Source organism: Bradyrhizobium sp. USDA 4516 (assembly GCF_054055915.1).
The window spans coordinates 7271108-7286802 of the sequence record NZ_JBSRXT010000001.1 but is presented as its reverse complement, the minus strand read 5'-3'; the positions used below and the strand labels follow the sequence as shown (position 1 = coordinate 7286802).

Here is a 15695-nt window from a genome sequence, read left to right as displayed (position 1 = left end):
GTCCGGGGCTTTTTTGTTGCCCGAACGTCATGGAAATCGCCCGACGCGCAAGCCCGCCGGCGCAGGGCGGACCGGCTGTAGCCGATCTGGTCAGCGCCGTGACGATCGGGCACTCTCGCGCCCGGTTCAAACCTCAGCGGACAACAACAATGAAAAACGGACAGTTTGATCTCTCGGGCCGGGTCGCCATCGTCACCGGCGGCAATGGCGGCATCGGGCTTGGCATGGCGCGCGGCCTGGCGGACGCCGGCGCGGCGGTTGCCGTGGTCGGCCGCAACGAGGCGAAGTCAAAGGCCGCCGTCGAGGATCTCGGCAAGCGCGGCGCCAAGGCGATCGCGGTGGCAACCGACGTGACCGACAAGGCCGCCGTCGCGGCCATGGTCGAACGGGTCGTTCGCGAGCTCGGCCGGATCGACATTCTCGTCAACAACGCCGGCATGAGCATCCGCAAGCCTCCGCACGAGCTCGAACTGGAGGAGTGGAGCAAGGTGATCGACACCAACCTCACCAGCGCGTTCATGTGCTCGAAGGCGGCTTATCCGGCGCTCAAGGCGTCGGGGCACGGCAAGATCATCAATATCGGCTCGATGATGTCGATCTTCGGTGCGAGCTTCGCCGCGGCCTATGCCGCGAGCAAGGGCGGCATCGTGCAGTACACCCGCGCCTGCGCCAACGCCTGGGCTCCCGACAACATCCAGGTCAACGCCATCCTGCCCGGCTGGATCGATACCGACCTGACCAAAGGTGCGCGCCAGCAGGTGGCCGGGCTGCACGAGCGCGTGCTTGCGCGCACGCCGGCGGCACGCTGGGGGGCGATCGACGACTTCGCAGGCATCGCTGTGTTCCTGGCATCGCCCGCGTCGGACTTCGTCACCGGCACCGCGATCCCCGTCGACGGCGGCTATTCGGTGATGGCCTGAAAACACAGCAACCCGGCGCTTGCGAGCGCGGCGCGCAGTTCAGCCCGCGGCCGGCGAATGCACGTGCTCCGGCCGCACCCCGACGGCGACCAGACGTGCGGTGAGGCCCTGCAGCCAGGGCATTGCCGTGATCAACCGCAGCGCCAACGGCACCGGCTGATCGCCGGCCTTCAGCGCCGCGCTGATGATGTTGTTCTGCGCGATCACCTGCATGCGCTGTGTCACGCGCACCGGGAATTCGCGGCGCCGCCGCACCGCATCGAGCTCGTCTTCCGACGGCACGCCGTGAACGAGCTTCGCCGCCAGGATGTTGGCGGTCGCGACGGCATCCTGCACCGCGAGGTTGACGCCGACGCCGCCGATCGGCGACATCGCATGCGCGGCGTCGCCGATGCAAAGCAGGCCGGGACGGGTCCAGCGCGTCAGGCGATTGATCGCGACCGTGAGCAGCTTGACGTCGTCAAAGCTCTTCACGTCGGCAAGGCCGGCCTTGAGGATCGGCGCCAGCCGCAGCACGTCGTCGAGCAGCGCCGGCAATCCCCTCGCCTTCACCGCCTCGTATTGGCCCTTGGCGATCACATAGGCGCATTGCCAGTAGTCGCCGCGATCGAACGTCACCATCATCTTGCCGTGCTCGACGCGGGCGAACAAATTCTCGGTCTCATGCGGACGCCGCCCGACGCGAAACCACAAAACGTCCATCGGCGCGCCGATCTCCTCGACGTCGAGGCCGGCGCGCTCGCGCACGATCGAATGACGTCCGTCGCAGCCGACGGTGAGATCCGCCTCGATCTCGACCGGGCCGTCGGGCGTGTTCGCGCGCACGCCCGCGACAGCATCGCCGCGCCGGATCAGATCGGTCGCCTCGGCCTTCATCAGCACCTTCAGCGAGGGGAAGCGCTTGCCGCTCTCGCGCAGGTAATTGAGGAAGTCCCACTGTGGCATCATCGCGATGAAGGGGTATTTGACGCTGAGGCGGCGGAGGTCGGCGATCCGCACCGAGGTGCCGCCGAACATGCCGTCGAGCGTCTGGATGTCCTGATGCGGCAGCCTCAGGAAGCCGTCGATCAGGCCGAGTTCGTCCATCACCTGCAGGGTCGACGGATGCACGGTGTCGCCACGGAAGTCGCGGAAGAAGTCGGCGTGCTTCTCCAGCACCACGACATCGACTCCGGCGCGTCCGAGCAGATAGCCAAGCATCATGCCGGCCGGCCCACCACCGACCACGCAGCAGCGCGCCCTGATCTGACGCGTGTTCGGCCCTGCCGGATTGCCTGCATCCATGATGCCGTCCTCACCGCTGCCTCGCCCCTCAGAATCCGATTGTAACGCGGATCTGGCGGCAAGGATGCAAGGCTAACGCCTGAAGGTCTTGATTTCCGACACGCTGCCGTCGCGATAGGTCAGCTCGACCGAGACCGCCCTGGTCTGCGGCGCAAGCTTCAGATAGGGCTGCGCGTCAGACGGGATCGCGCTGGGATCGCGCGAATTGCAGGATGGCATCTTCAGGACCTTGTCCGGCACCGCGGTGTCGATGCCGATGCGCACCTCGCGGATCGCGCAGCGATACGACATCAGGTGCGTATAGTAGACCAGCAGCCCGTTGAACTCGCGGAATGACAGCCAGCTGGTCGCGGTCATGTCGAGGATCTTGCGCTGGTCGCGGATCAGCGCGGCGTCGGGATCGAACTTGATCGGGAACGGCCCCTGCATCATGCCTTGCGTATCGACATAGCGAATCTCGATCGTGGCGGCCGGCGCATCGGCCGGCAGCTCGACCGACGGATTGGGCATCCGCTTGCGCGTGCGCGGATCGAGCGTGTCGATGAAGCCGGTTTCGCGGAAATCGCCGCTGTCGCCGATCCGCCAGGAAATCCCGAGCGTCGGATCGGCGATCGAGAACACCACGGTCCAGCCGCCATTGTGCCGCGAGAAGCTCGCGATCGGCGCGTTGATCGAATCCTCCTTAGGCAGCTTCGGCACCGCGACCGGCGGCAGCGCGGCCACCTGCTGCAGCGACGCGGACGGCTTGGCCGCCTCGGCCTGCCCCTTCGCGATCCCGTTCAGGAAGACATCGTCGACCATCTGGTCGAAATAGACCGGGATCTGCTTGTGCTTCACGGTCTCGGCCATCTCGCTGACCAGGCGCCGCGTGCGCTGCGCGACTTGCACGAGATTCTCGCCGGGCTGCAGCAGCTCCTTGGCGAAGGTCCGCGTGAACACCGAATTGGGATTGGCATCATCGTTCGAAAGACGGTCGAGCGCGGTCTGGCGCGGCCCCGCCGAGAACACCGAGAACACGCCCTCCGGCAGTTGCGTCATCGGCGCGAGGCCACCGCCGCCGGCGACCGCGCGCGTGCCGGCGCGCTCGAACGGATTGTTGCGGCAGGCGTCGAACACCAGGATCGAGGTGCGCGCCTTCTTGTTCTGCAAGCGCTCGACGATGCGGTCGGCGAGAACAGAGGCGTCGCGCACCAATTCCTCCTGCCCTTCGGTGGCGGCCGGGACGTCGGTCGGCAGCAGGAAATTCTGGCCGGCGATCTCGAAGCCGTGGCCGGCATAGAAGAAGAACGCGGTATCGCCGGGTTCCACGGAGCGGTCGAACGCGAGCAGCGTCTCGGAGAACGCCTGCCGGTTGAGGTTCTCGGCTACCATGACGCTGAAGCCGAGCTGCTTCAGCGTGTCGCCCATGGTGCGAGCGTCGTTGACCGCCTTCTGCAGCCTGGGCACGTTCCTGTAGTCATTGTTGCCGATCACCAGCGCGACGCGCTTTTCGGCCTGGGCGGGTGCGGCCGATGCGACAAATGCAACCGCCCAAAGGATCGCCGAAAGTCTCGAAAGCCAGCTCTTCATCCCGTTTCCCCGCCTGCACGACAAATGCGCCGCCCGTGCGACCGCCGTCTAATAGTCGGACCAGCCGTTTCGCCGGTTCAAGGCCGGCCGCGGACGGCCGTTCCGGCCGGCCACGCCGAAATGAGGGATCCGATTTGTCTTAGGTCAAGTTTCTTTTTACGGCCCGCGTGATAGATTCGAGCCTCCATCCGGTTCGAGCTCTCCGCACGTCGCAACGGCTTTTCCGTGCACACATGGTCTACTGATCAAGTCGATCCCAAGGATCGCTTCGACTATTGGCGCGAGGTCCGCGCCAAGGGGCTGTTCGGCGTCACCGCCGAGCTGGAAGCCGACCGGCGCCGCGACTTCTTCGGCGAGTTCTCGCTGCGCAAGCTCGGCGATGCCGGGCTGGTCGAGCTGCGCGCCTCGCCGTACCGTGTCGAACGGCGCACCGGCGACATCGCCGACGCGGCCAGCGACAGCCTGTGCATCTATCAGCAGCTTGGCGGCGGCGGCTGGTTCGGCGGCGCGCGGCTCGATGAATTTGCCGTTCGCGACGGCATGTTCGCGACCAGCTACTCGGACCTGCCCTATCGCACTGTCCCCCTGCACGACGACGGCTTCCACCTGCGCATCATCAAGGTCCCGGTCGCGAACATCGTCCCGCCGGGCGCCGAGCTCGGCGAACTCGTCCCCAGGCCGGTGCAGGATGAGACTGCGCTGCGGGCCCTGCTGGAAGCATGCTTCCGCGACCTCATCGAGAGCAACGATGCCGCGGCGGCGGGCACGGCGCCGACGGTGCAGGCGCTGGCGCATATCGCGCTGATCGAGCGCGGCATCATGCGGCCGAAGAGCCGGCTCGCGCAGCAGGCCTTGCGAACCGCCCATTTGTCGCTGGCCCGGCGCCTGATCCGGCGCCACCTGGCGCGTGCGGCGCTGTCGCCAACCCTGATTGCCGGCCTGCTCGGCATCTCGGTCCGTCATCTGCACATTCTGTTCGAGGAAACCTCGATGAGCTTCTCGGAGACCGTCACCGCGCTCCGGCTCGAACAAAGCCGCCGCCTGCTCCGCGAGCAGCCCAGGCAGACGATCGCCGAGGTCGCCTTTGCCTGCGGCTTCGAGAGCCTTGCGACGTTCTACCGCCTCTTCAATGCATCCGAATCCATGACGCCGGGCGACTATCGCGCACAAACGGCCTGAGCGCCCGTCCGGACCGGCCGGGACACCGCGCTCGCAATTCGCCGAAGCTTGGCCGCGCCCCCTTCACCTCCTTGAACTTCACATCGCCGCGCGATCCGACTTTCGCTGAACCGAAGTGATCAGCCTGCGCGCATTGAGAAGATATTTTCCGGCCATTTCGCCAAACCACTGCGGCGCTTCGCCCGGGTTCGGCACCGCAAATTTCCTTACCGGCGACGCGCGCGCTCATGCAGAGCGAGGGATCAGTCACGATGCGCGGTAAGCACGGGGATCACAGCCAGGAAACGCCAGCTACAGGCGCGACGCGCATTTATCTCGATGCCGCGGACCTGCGAGAGGATCAAATCCCGGCATCTGAGCCAGCCCGTCAGGGCTCAGCGGCGACCGGCAATCACGGCTGGACGCCGCTGCTCGAAGCTTGCCTCGCCGACTTCAAGGAAGCCACGGAGGCCGGTGATACCGCTTGCATTCCTGCGCTGGTCAAGATCGTGGCGGACCTTGCGCTGATCGAGCGCGGTGTGATCAGGCCGGGCAGCCGCCGGGCGCAGCAGGCGCTGCGCGTCGGCCGGCTCAGCCTCGCGCGCCACCTGATCACGCGCCATCTTGCCAAGCCAAGCCTGTCGCCAGGGATGGTCGCCGGCATGCTCGGCGTCTCGGTCCGCTACCTGCACGTCTTGTTCGAAGCGACCGGGACGAGCTTTTCGCAGACCCTCACCGCCCAGCGCCTGAGCGAGAGCCGAAGGCTGCTTTGCGAGAAGCCGCCGCGGCCGATCGCCGACATCGCCCTCACCTGCGGGTTCGGCAGCCTCGCCACCTTCTACCGGATATTCGGCGCTTCCGAAGGCCTGACGCCCGGCGGATTCAGGATGAAAAGCAGCGCGGAAGCCCCCGCTGTGGCCTCGCCGTCCGGGGCGGGGGTCGTGATTCATTTGACCGCCAAATGACGAAAAGACGCGTATTTCAGTCAAAACGTTAAGCTTTTTCGGCCATCCGGCCGGTTCCAAGATTGACTTTACCGCTTTCGCCCCTATGTTGCGGGCAACGCGGCCCTCGGATCGAAACGCGATTCGTCAGGTTTGCCGTCCGTCGGCGTTAGTCAGAGCCCCCGAGCTTTATAGAAAAGCGAGCCGTTTCGGGGCCGAACGCGACAGCCTTTTACCTGCGATGCCGAACGGCGGTTTCGACCAGAGGCTCAATGTCTTTTTCCAATCTAGGCCTGTCCGATAAGGTCCTCGCCGCAGTTGCGGCCACCGGTTACACCAATCCCACTCCGATCCAGGAACAGGCAATCCCGCACGTTCTCGCCCGGCGCGACGTCCTCGGCATTGCCCAGACCGGCACCGGCAAGACCGCTGCCTTCGTTCTCCCGATGCTTACCCTGCTCGAGAAGGGCCGCGCCCGGGCACGGATGCCGCGCACCCTGATCCTCGAGCCGACCCGCGAGCTTGCCGCGCAGGTGAAGGAGCAGTTCGACAAATACGGCGCCGGTCAGAAATTGAACGTGGCGCTCCTGATCGGCGGCGTCTCGTTCGGCGACCAGGACTCCAAGCTGATGCGCGGCGTCGACGTCCTGATCGCTACGCCCGGCCGCCTGCTCGACCACACCGAACGCGGCGGATTGCTGCTCACCGGCGTCGAGCTGCTGGTGATCGACGAAGCCGATCGCATGCTCGACATGGGTTTCATCCCCGACATCGAGCGCATCTGCAAGCTCGTCCCGTTCACGCGGCAGACCCTGTTCTTCACCGCGACGATGCCTCCGGAGATCAGCCGCATCACCGAGGCCTTCCTGCACAATCCTGCGCGGATCGAAGTCTCCAGGCCCGCGACCACCGCCGTCACCGTGACGCAATTGCAGGTCCCGGCCGGTCGCGAAGCGCATGACAAGCGCGAGATCCTCCGCCGCCTGCTGCGCGATGCCAAGGATCTCAACAACGCGATTATCTTCTGCAATCGCAAGCGCGAAGTCGCCGTCCTTCACAAGTCACTCCAGAAGCACGGCTTCAGCGTCGGTGCCCTGCACGGCGATATGGATCAATCCGCCCGCACCGCGGCCCTCGATCAATTCCGGAAGGGCGAGATTCCGCTGCTCGTCGCCTCCGACGTCGCCGCCCGTGGTCTCGACATTCCCGCGGTGAGCCACGTCTTCAATTTCGACGTACCGCACCACCCCGACGACTATGTCCACCGCATTGGCCGTACTGGCCGCGCCGGACGCACCGGTACTGCGATCTCCATCGTCACCTCGCTCGATAGCAAGTCGATGACCGCGATCGAGAAGCTGATCGGCCAGCCGATCCCGCGCGCTGAGGGCGACTACACCGTTCACAGCGAAGCCTCCGACGAGGACGCCGCGCCGCGCCGCTCGCGTGGCCGCGAAGGTTCGCGCGATGGTGCCCGCGGCGGCCGCAAGCCGCGCCGCGAGCGCGAGGCGCGCCACGGTGAACGCGAGCCGCGTCACGGTGAACGCGAAGCGCGTCACGAGCGGGAGCCCCGCGAGGAGCGCGCAGCGAAGCCGGAGCGTGAACCGCGCCACGGCCGCAATTCGGCTCCGCAGGCCGCTCCGTCGCACGTGCCGTCGATCGGGCGTGCCGAGCCACGGCGGCCGCAGCGCGAGGTGGACCATGAGCCCGCCGATCATTCGCACCTGCCCGCCTTCCTGCTACGACCTGTGCGCGCACGCGCATAAGGCCTGCTCTGATGCCGCCGCGCCAGCGGCGGTATTCCGGACACTTCTGTTACCGCCCACGACCGGCGCACGCGCTGATCCTCAGCGTTTGAAGCAAATGCGCCCAGTTTGCGCCTCGCACCAAAGCGCGATGAGATTTGCGCGAAGCGTCATCGCGCCTTAGCTCGTTGTTTGAGCATGATCTTTTCGGAAAACCGCTGCGCACTTTTCCGGATCATGCTGTAGCGAGCAAACGAAAAGCGCCCGAAAGTGGCGCTCAAGGCGGACAAACATCGGGCGCGCCGCATGGTCGCCGCAGCCGGCTTCCCCGTACACTGTTTACCTTGCCTTCACTCTCGTCCCGTACCCTCGCCCCAATAGTTTAGTCATTGCTGCCGGGTTTAATCGGCATTGCGTGCATTGAGGACGTGACAGTGGTCAAGCTGCTGGACGAACACGAACGTACGTTGGCCTTTGCCGAAGTCGCGCTTGGCCAGATCCGCTCGCTTCGCCAGACCGCAGTCCCCCGCAACTATGAAATCTGGTACGTCTACGCGACCGGATACAACGCGCCGCTCAACAAGGTCATCAACGAGACGCTGGCGCGCAGTGGCAAGCTCTCTGAATCCGATCTCGAGCAGATCTACGAAACCTACCTTTCGCACATCAAGACCTCGGACCGCATCGACAAGGTCGGCGCGCGCGTCATCGGCGAGATCGACGCCGTCATGAAGCTGATCACCGATGCGCTCGGCGTGTCCGCGACCTATGACGCCAGCCTCGTCGGCGCCAGCGATAAGCTTGCGAGCGCGACCACCCGCGATCACATCAAGGCAATCGTCGATAGCCTGGCGAAATCGACGCGCGAGATGCGCGAGACCAATCAGGCATTGGAGAACCGGCTCGCGCTGTCGAAGTCGGAGATCAGCGACCTGCAGCATAGCCTCGAGGCGATCCGTGCCGAGAGCCTGACCGATCCGCTCACCGGCCTCGGCAACCGGAAATATTTCGACCGCTCGATCGACATGGCGGTGCAAGCCGCGCTCGCCAGCGGCGAGCCGCTGTCGCTCCTGATGTTCGACATCGACCACTTCAAATCGTTCAACGACTCCTACGGCCATCTCACCGGCGACCAGGTGCTGCGGCTGGTGGCACAGTCGCTGAAGCAGAACATCAAGGGCCAGGACATCACCGCCCGCTATGGCGGCGAGGAATTCGCAGTGGTGCTTCCCAACACGGCGCTGCGGCAGGCGCTGACGGTCGCCGACCACATCCGCCGCGCCGTGATGGCCAAGGAGCTGAAGAAGAAGTCGACCGGCGAGATCCTCGGCCGCGTCACGATCTCGGTCGGCGTCTCCATGCTGAAGCCGACTGACGACACCGACTCGCTGATTGAGCGCGCCGACGCCTGCCTCTATGCCGCCAAGCGCGCCGGCCGCAACCGTGTGATCTGCGAGGCCGATCCGGAATACAGCACCGAGATCCAGACCCGCGTGGCGTGATCTGGTCGCTCAACTGCCTCCACCGTCATTGCGAGCGAAGCGAAGCAATCCACCTGCCGCATATGCGGATCCATGGATTGCTTCGCTTCGCTCGCAATGACGTGGATGGATTGGCTGCCTCAGGATGCGGATCGCTTCTTTGCCGATCGCTTCTTCTTGGCCGATGGCCTCTTCGCGACCGCCTTTTCTGCCGTAGCTTTCTTGCCTGCAGTCTTCTTCGCAGGCGCCTTCGACTTTCGCGCAGCCGCTCGTTTCCTCGGCCGCTTGCGCAGGGCGGCGCGCAGGGCGGCGCCGAGTGCCGACCGTGCCCAGACCGCGAGTTCTTCCGAATCATCGAACAGCCGTGCCGGCAGCTGCCAGTAGGAGTTCACCGTGACGGTCTTCGACCGTGTCTGATACTGGAATGGCCCGCAGCCCTCCGCCTCAAATTGCGGGATGGTCTGCTCGTCGGCGCGGAAATAAAGCCCGGCCCGCAGGGCCAGCGCGAAATTGGTGCCGTCAGCCGAGATGCCATAGCCGGAGAACATCCGGCGCAGCGTGACCGGGCCGAAATCGGTGAACAGGTCGGTGAGGAATTCGCGGTCCATGTGCCAATCGCCCCCGTTTCTGTCGCCTCATGGTAAGGAGCACGTCTCCATCCATGTCATTGCGAGCGTAGCGAAGCAATCCATCGCGCAACAAGCGGAAACATGGATTGCTTCGCTACGCTCGCAATGACGGGCAACACAGGTGCCGATCACACAACAATCGATATGCGGACGTCTCTAGACCGTGGCCGGCTTGAGCTGCACCGATTCGCCGCAACCGCAGGCGGAAACCTGGTTCGGGTTGTTGAACACGAACTGGGCCTGCATCTTGTCGGCCACATAGTCCATCTCGGTTCCAAGCAGGAACAGCACGGCCTTCGGATCGACCAGGATCTTCACGCCCTTGTCCTCGACCACTTCATCAGTCGGACGGATCTCGTGAGCGTATTCGACGGTATAGGACTGTCCGGCGCAGCCGCCATTCTTGATGCCGACGCGCAGCCCGACGATCTCGGAATCCGCGCGCTTGGTCAGCTCGGTGATCCGCTCCGCGGCGGCATCGGTCAGTTTCATGACCTGCGGGCGCGGCCGCTTCGGCTTGGCTGGGGTTGGTGAAGATTGCGTCATGTCACTCATGTGGTCAGTCCCAGCGGCAAATCAATTGCCGATCTTCTTGAGCCTAAGTCCAATCCGTAAAGGTTCTTGATCAGAACCTTTACCTCTTGTTCTGACGCGTTTTCTTCACGCGAACCGGCATCCACTTCGCTCGAAAACGCTGCGACGCATCACCACATATTGAGGACGAGGCGTGCCTCGTCCGACATCCGGTCCGGCGTCCAGGCCGGATCCCACACCAGATTGACGTTGACGACGCCGACGCCGGGAACGCTGGCGACCGCGTTCTCCACCATCTGCGGCAGCTCGCCGGCGGCCGGGCAGTTCGGCGTGGTCAGCGTCATCATGATGTCGACCGAGCGATCATCCTTGAGATCGACCTTGTAGATCAGGCCGAGTTCGTAGATGTCGGCCGGGATTTCCGGGTCGAACACCGTCTTCAGCGCCGCGACGATCTCGCCGCTCATGCGCTCGGTCTCCTCCGCCGGCAGTGCCGAGGTGGTTTCCATGGTGGCCGTCTTGACTTCGGCTGTATCGGTCATGCGAACAATTCCCGCGCCTTGATCAGCGCCTGCGCCAGATGGTCGACTTCTTCCCTGGTATTATACATCCCGAAGGATGCACGGCAGGTGGCCGTCACGTTGAACCGCTCTAAAAGCGGCATCACGCAATGCGTGCCGGCGCGCACCGCAATACCCTGGCGGTCGATCACGGTCGCGACGTCATGGGGATGCGCCCCCTTCATCTCGAACGAGATCACCGGTCCCTTGTTGCGGGCGGTTCCGATCACACGCAGCGAGTTGATCTCGCGCAAGCGCTCCTGCGCATAGGTAAGCAGTTCATGCTCATGCGCGGCGATGCGCTCCTTGCCGATCGAATTGACGTAGTCGATCGCAGCCCCCAGCCCGATGGCCTCGACGATCGGCGGCGTCCCGGCCTCGAACTTGTGCGGCGGATCGCCATAGGTGACCCAGTCCTTGGCCACCTCACGGATCATCTCGCCGCCGCCGTTGAACGGCCGCATCGCCACCAGATGCTCGTGCTTGGCATAGAGCGCGCCGATGCCGGTCGGTCCGTACACCTTGTGGCCGGTGAAGGCGTAGAAATCGCAATCGAGGTCCTGGACGTCGATCGGCAGGTGCACCGCACCTTGTGCGCCGTCGACCAGCACCGGGATGCCGCGGTCGTGCGCCAGCCGGATCACGTCCTTGACCGGAACCAGCGTGCCGAGCGCGTTCGACATCTGGGTGATCGCGACGATCTTGGTGCGCGGGGTCAGGAGCTTCTCGAACTCCTCGATCAGGAAGTTGCCCTCGTCGTCGACCGGTGCCCACTTGATCACGGCACCATGGCGCTCCCGGAGGAAATGCCAGGGCACGATGTTGGAGTGGTGCTCCATGATCGAGAGGACGATCTCGTCGCCCTCCTTGATGTTCACCCCGCCCCAGGACGACGCCACCAGGTTGATCGCCTCGGTGACGTTGCGGGTGAAGACGATCTCTTCATTGCGGCGGGCGTTGATGAACTGCGCGACCTTGCCGCGGGCGCCCTCATAGGCCTCCGTCGCGGCATTGGCGAGGTAATGCAGGCCGCGATGCACGTTGGCGTATTCGCTCTTGTAGGCCTCGGTCATGCGGTCGAGCACCGCATTCGGCTTCTGCGCCGAGGCCGCGTTGTCGAGATAGACCAGCGGCTTGCCGTAGATCTGCATGGCGAGCGCCGGGAAATCCTGCCGCACCAGTGCGACGTCGTAACTGCCGTTGGCGACCGCCTTGTGCATGCTCACGCCCTCGCCTGAAGCCAGCGCTGCGCGGTGGCAATTGCGACCTCGCGCAATGCGTCGCTGGCGATGGTCTCGATCGCCTCGCCGACGAAGGCCTGGATCAGGAGCGCCTGCGCTTCCTTCTCGGGCAGTCCGCGGGCGCGCATGTAGAACAGCAGGCTCTCGTCGAGCGCGCCGGTGGTCGCACCGTGACCGCAGGTGACGTCGTCGGCGAAGATCTCGAGTTCGGGCTTGTTGTCGGCCTCCGCGTCGTCGGACAGAAGCAACGCACGGGTCATCATCTTGGCGTCGGTCTTCTGCGCGTCGGGGCGGACGATGATGCGGCCCTGGAACACCGAATGGGCGCGGTCGTCGACAACGGCACGGAAGATCTCGCGGCTCGCGCAGTGCGGCACCGCGTGATCCATGAACAGCGTGGTGTCGGCGTGCTGCTTGCCGTTGATCAGATTGACGCCGTTGGTCTCGACCGTCGAGCCCTCGCCGGCGCAGGTCACCGCCAGCTGATAGCGGCTGACATGACCGCCCGAGGTCAGGCCGAAGGTGTTGAAATGGGCATGCGCGCCGAGCGACACCGTCGCCGAGGAAATGTTGAAGGCATCGACGCTGTCTTCGACCAGGCGCACGTGATCGAGCCGTGAATTGTCACCGATCGCAACAACCAGTCCGTCATGGGTCTGGTAGGCCTTGGCGCCGTCGGCGGCGAGATAGCTCTCCACCAGCGTCACGCCGGTATCGCGGCCGAGCCGGAGCAGCGACCGCGTGAACGTCGAGGCCGGCGCAGTGCCGGATGCGACATGCACGATGTGCAGCGGCCGGGTCAGCACCGTGCCGTTGGCGACGTCGATGACGACCCCGTCGGTCGCCATCGCGCCATTCAGCGCGATCATGGGGTTGGCAACATCGGACGCGAGAGCCTGCGTCGCGACGATCTCATCGCCGGCTTCCAGCGCAACGCGCAGCGGATTGATCGAGAGCCCTTTCTCCAGATCCTGCCAATCGGAGAGATCAGGCGCGAACGCGCCGTCAACCAGCACCAGGCGCCGGACGCCTTCGATCGCGCGGGCCTGTACGACCGCCCTGGCGCGGCTCAGCGCGGCATCATCCGGGGCCGCCGCGAGCGGCAGCACCTCGCGCATCAGCGCGCGCAGGTCGGTGTATTTCCAGTCCTCGATCCGGCGATGCGGCAGGCCTGATCGTTCATAAGCCTCGAAGGCCTGGCGCCGCTGATCGGCGATCTTGCCCTCGCCCGGCAGACGGTTGCGCACCACGGCGAATGCATCGCCCAGCGCGCGCCCGGTCTCGGTCTTTGCAACAACGTTCATCACAAAACCCGCGTTTGTCAGGCAGCGTCTTCGAACTGCGCGTAACCGGACTCTTCCAGCTCCAGCGCCAGTTCCTTGCCGCCGCTCTTCACCACCCGGCCCTTCGACATCACGTGCACGAAGTCCGGCACGATGTAGTTGAGCAGCCGCTGATAGTGGGTGATCACGACCATCGCGCGCTCCGGCGAGCGCAGTGCGTTGACGCCGTCGGCCGCGATCCGCAGCGCGTCGATGTCGAGGCCGGAATCCATTTCGTCGAGGATGCAGACGGCCGGCTCGAACAGCGCCATCTGCAGAATCTCGTTGCGCTTCTTTTCGCCGCCGGAGAAGCCGACATTGACGCCGCGCTTCAACATGTCCTGCGGAATGTTCAGCGACTTGGCGACCTCGCGGACCTTCTTGAGGAAGGCCGGCGACGAGATCTCCTCCTCGCCGCGCGCCTTGCGCTGGGCGTTGAGCGCCGCGTGCAGGAAATTCCAGGTGGTGACGCCGGGGATCTCGACCGGATACTGGAACGCCAGGAACACGCCCTTGGCGGCGCGCTCGTTGGGCTCCATCTCCAGCAGGTCCTCGCCCCTGAACAGGATCTGCCCGCCGGTGACTTCATAGCCCGGCTTGCCGGCGATGACGTGGGAGAGCGTCGACTTGCCGGAGCCGTTCGGCCCCATGATCGCGTGCACCTCGCCCGGGTTCACCGTGAGCGACAGCCCGTGGAGGATCTCACGCTCCTCGACACGAACCTGCAGATCTTTCACTTCAAGCAGAGACATCTGATTTTTCCTGAGCATCACCCCGAGGCGCGTCGGCCGCGCCGTTGGCGGGATGGATTAGCCAACCGAACCTTCAAGGCTGATCGAGATCAGCTTCTGCGCTTCCACCGCGAACTCCATCGGCAGTTGCTGCAGCACGTCCTTCACGAAGCCGTTGACGACGAGGCCGACGGCTTCCTCCTGCGAGAGCCCGCGCTGGATGCAGTAGAACAGCACGTCCTCGGAAATCTTCGACGTCGTCGCTTCATGCTCGAACGTCGCCGAGGAATTCTTGGCCTCGACATAGGGCACGGTGTGCGCGCCGCATTTGTCGCCGATCAGAAGCGAGTCGCAGGCGGTGTAGTTGCGCGCGCCGGTGGCCTTGCGGTGCGCGCTGACCAGGCCGCGATAGGTGTTCTGCGACTTGCCGGCGGCGATGCCCTTGGAGATGATCCGGCTCGACGTGTTCTTGCCGAGATGGATCATCTTGGTGCCGCTGTCGACCTGCTGGAAGCCGTTCGAGATCGCGATCGAGTAGAACTCGCCGCTCGAATTGTCGCCGCGCAGGATGCAGCTCGGATATTTCCAGGTGATCGCCGAACCGGTCTCGACCTGGGTCCAGGAGATCTTCGAATTGCGACCACGGCAGTCGCCACGCTTGGTGACGAAATTGTAGATGCCGCCCTTGCCTTCCGAATTGCCCGGGTACCAGTTCTGCACCGTCGAATATTTGATCTCGGCATCGTCGAGCGTGACGAGCTCGACCACGGCGGCGTGCAGCTGGTTCTCGTCGCGCTGCGGCGCGGTGCAGCCCTCGAGATAGGAGACGTAGGAGCCCTTGTCGGCGATGATCAGCGTGCGCTCGAACTGGCCGGTGTTGCGCTCGTTGATGCGGAAATAGGTCGACAGCTCCATCGGGCAGCGCACGCCCGGCGGCACGTAGACGAACGAGCCGTCGGAGAACACAGCCGAATTCAATGTCGCGAAGTAATTGTCCGAGGTCGGCACCACGGTGCCGAGATATTTCTGCACCAGCTCGGGATGCTCGCGGATCGCCTCCGAGATCGGCATGAAGATCACGCCGGCCGCCTTCAGCTCCTTCTGGAAGGTGGTCGCAACAGAAACCGAATCGAACACGGCGTCGACCGCGATCTTGCGGTTCGGCGTCTGCTCGCCACCGGGCGGCGGCTCGACGCCCTCGAGGATCGCGACCTCGCGCAAGGGGATACCGAGCTTCTCGTAGGTCTTGAGGATTTCCGGATCGATCTCGTCGATCGAGGACAGCGTCTTCTTCGGCTTCGGCGCCGCGTAGTAGTAGATGTCCTGGTAGTCGATCTTCGGATAGTCGACGCGCGCCCAGGTCGGCTCGGTCATGGTCAGCCAGCGGCGATACGCCTCCAGGCGCCATTCCAGCATCCAGGCCGGTTCGTTCTTCTTTGCGGAGATGAAGCGGACGGTGTCTTCCGACAGCCCCTTCGGGGCCTTGTCGGACTCGATCAGCGTCTCAAACCCATATCGATACTGGTCGACGTCGATGCGCCGGACGCGCTCGACCGTCTCTTGTACAGCAGGCATTC

14 protein-coding genes are annotated in these 15695 nt (G+C 64.7%); 5 read left to right on the top strand and 9 right to left on the bottom strand.

Annotation, left to right across the window (positions count from 1 at the left end):
• The first annotated feature begins 149 nt into the window (after window positions 1-149).
• Window positions 150-920 carry an SDR family NAD(P)-dependent oxidoreductase gene (locus tag ACVI1L_RS33305; protein WP_016842941.1) on the top strand — a complete coding sequence of 257 codons (771 nt, stop codon included), beginning with the start codon at window positions 150-152 and terminating at the stop codon, window positions 918-920.
• A gap of 39 nt (window positions 921-959) precedes the next feature.
• Here the strand turns inward: ACVI1L_RS33305 and ACVI1L_RS33300 are convergent, their stop codons facing one another.
• Together ACVI1L_RS33300 and ACVI1L_RS33295 are read right to left on the bottom strand one after the other, a co-directional pair.
• Entirely contained in the window at window positions 960-2204 is a 1245-nt protein-coding gene (locus ACVI1L_RS33300; protein ID WP_456784809.1) for an FAD-dependent oxidoreductase, read from the bottom strand.
• Between the two features lie 72 nt (window positions 2205-2276).
• Window positions 2277-3773, bottom strand: coding sequence for a caspase family protein (locus ACVI1L_RS33295; protein ID WP_456784807.1), 1497 nt, complete (start codon window positions 3771-3773; stop codon window positions 2277-2279).
• A gap of 225 nt (window positions 3774-3998) precedes the next feature.
• Between ACVI1L_RS33295 and ACVI1L_RS33290 the strand changes: the two genes are divergently transcribed.
• From ACVI1L_RS33290 to ACVI1L_RS33275, 4 genes are all read left to right on the top strand, one after another.
• Window positions 3999-4952, top strand: a complete 954-nt coding sequence (locus ACVI1L_RS33290) for a helix-turn-helix transcriptional regulator (RefSeq protein ID WP_456784806.1) — start codon at window positions 3999-4001, stop codon at window positions 4950-4952.
• Window positions 4953-5203: 251 nt separating this feature from the next.
• Window positions 5204-5896 (top strand): helix-turn-helix transcriptional regulator, encoded by a 693-nt coding sequence (locus ACVI1L_RS33285; RefSeq protein WP_456784805.1) that lies wholly within the window; start codon window positions 5204-5206, stop codon window positions 5894-5896.
• A gap of 251 nt (window positions 5897-6147) precedes the next feature.
• Window positions 6148-7641, top strand: a complete 1494-nt coding sequence (locus ACVI1L_RS33280) for a DEAD/DEAH box helicase (protein ID WP_057018600.1) — start codon at window positions 6148-6150, stop codon at window positions 7639-7641.
• Between the two features lie 413 nt (window positions 7642-8054).
• Window positions 8055-9122: a GGDEF domain-containing protein gene (locus ACVI1L_RS33275; RefSeq protein WP_038386764.1), complete on the top strand. Its 1068-nt coding sequence runs from the start codon at window positions 8055-8057 to the stop codon at window positions 9120-9122.
• 119 nt (window positions 9123-9241) lie between these two features.
• Here ACVI1L_RS33275 and ACVI1L_RS33270 read toward each other — a convergent pair whose 3' ends face one another.
• The 7 genes from ACVI1L_RS33270 to sufB all read right to left on the bottom strand — a co-directional run bounded on the left by ACVI1L_RS33270 (window position 9242) and on the right by sufB (window position 15693).
• Window positions 9242-9709 (bottom strand): TfoX/Sxy family protein, encoded by a 468-nt coding sequence (locus ACVI1L_RS33270; RefSeq protein ID WP_456784804.1) that lies wholly within the window; start codon window positions 9707-9709, stop codon window positions 9242-9244.
• A gap of 177 nt (window positions 9710-9886) precedes the next feature.
• Window positions 9887-10276, bottom strand: a complete 390-nt coding sequence (locus tag ACVI1L_RS33265; protein ID WP_456785643.1) for a HesB/IscA family protein — start codon at window positions 10274-10276, stop codon at window positions 9887-9889.
• Window positions 10277-10434: 158 nt separating this feature from the next.
• A complete protein-coding gene (locus ACVI1L_RS33260; protein WP_016845787.1) occupies window positions 10435-10806 on the bottom strand; it encodes an SUF system Fe-S cluster assembly protein in 372 nt (123 codons plus the stop codon).
• The gene (locus ACVI1L_RS33255; protein ID WP_092083469.1) at window positions 10803-12050 is read right to left on the bottom strand and encodes a cysteine desulfurase; all 1248 of its coding nucleotides are present in this window, start codon (window positions 12048-12050) and stop codon (window positions 10803-10805) included. The genes ACVI1L_RS33260 and ACVI1L_RS33255 overlap by 4 nt, the downstream gene beginning before the upstream one ends.
• Window positions 12047-13369: a Fe-S cluster assembly protein SufD gene (sufD, locus tag ACVI1L_RS33250; protein ID WP_456784803.1), complete on the bottom strand. Its 1323-nt coding sequence runs from the start codon at window positions 13367-13369 to the stop codon at window positions 12047-12049. Before sufD ends, ACVI1L_RS33255 begins: the two co-directional genes overlap by 4 nt.
• A 17-nt stretch (window positions 13370-13386) precedes the next feature.
• The gene (gene sufC / locus ACVI1L_RS33245) at window positions 13387-14139 is read right to left on the bottom strand and encodes a Fe-S cluster assembly ATPase SufC (RefSeq protein WP_076828722.1); all 753 of its coding nucleotides are present in this window, start codon (window positions 14137-14139) and stop codon (window positions 13387-13389) included.
• A gap of 57 nt (window positions 14140-14196) precedes the next feature.
• Window positions 14197-15693 (bottom strand): Fe-S cluster assembly protein SufB, encoded by a 1497-nt coding sequence (gene sufB / locus ACVI1L_RS33240; protein ID WP_038380064.1) that lies wholly within the window; start codon window positions 15691-15693, stop codon window positions 14197-14199.
• Window positions 15694-15695: the final 2 nt, after the last annotated feature.

Coding starts and splice junctions, on each gene's coding strand:
- ACVI1L_RS33265 (WP_456785643.1), bottom strand. CDS start 10,276: ATGACGCAATCTTCACCAACCCCAGCCAAGCCGAAGCGGCCGCGCCCG.
- ACVI1L_RS33260 (WP_016845787.1), bottom strand. CDS start 10,806: ATGACCGATACAGCCGAAGTCAAGACGGCCACCATGGAAACCACCTCG.
- sufD (WP_456784803.1), bottom strand. CDS start 13,369: ATGAACGTTGTTGCAAAGACCGAGACCGGGCGCGCGCTGGGCGATGCA.
- sufB (WP_038380064.1), bottom strand. CDS start 15,693: ATGCCTGCTGTACAAGAGACGGTCGAGCGCGTCCGGCGCATCGACGTC.
- ACVI1L_RS33300 (WP_456784809.1), bottom strand. CDS start 2,204: ATGGATGCAGGCAATCCGGCAGGGCCGAACACGCGTCAGATCAGGGCG.
- ACVI1L_RS33270 (WP_456784804.1), bottom strand. CDS start 9,709: ATGGACCGCGAATTCCTCACCGACCTGTTCACCGATTTCGGCCCGGTC.
- ACVI1L_RS33305 (WP_016842941.1), top strand. CDS start 150: ATGAAAAACGGACAGTTTGATCTCTCGGGCCGGGTCGCCATCGTCACC.
- ACVI1L_RS33285 (WP_456784805.1), top strand. CDS start 5,204: ATGCGCGGTAAGCACGGGGATCACAGCCAGGAAACGCCAGCTACAGGC.
- ACVI1L_RS33280 (WP_057018600.1), top strand. CDS start 6,148: ATGTCTTTTTCCAATCTAGGCCTGTCCGATAAGGTCCTCGCCGCAGTT.
- ACVI1L_RS33295 (WP_456784807.1), bottom strand. CDS start 3,773: ATGAAGAGCTGGCTTTCGAGACTTTCGGCGATCCTTTGGGCGGTTGCA.
- sufC (WP_076828722.1), bottom strand. CDS start 14,139: ATGTCTCTGCTTGAAGTGAAAGATCTGCAGGTTCGTGTCGAGGAGCGT.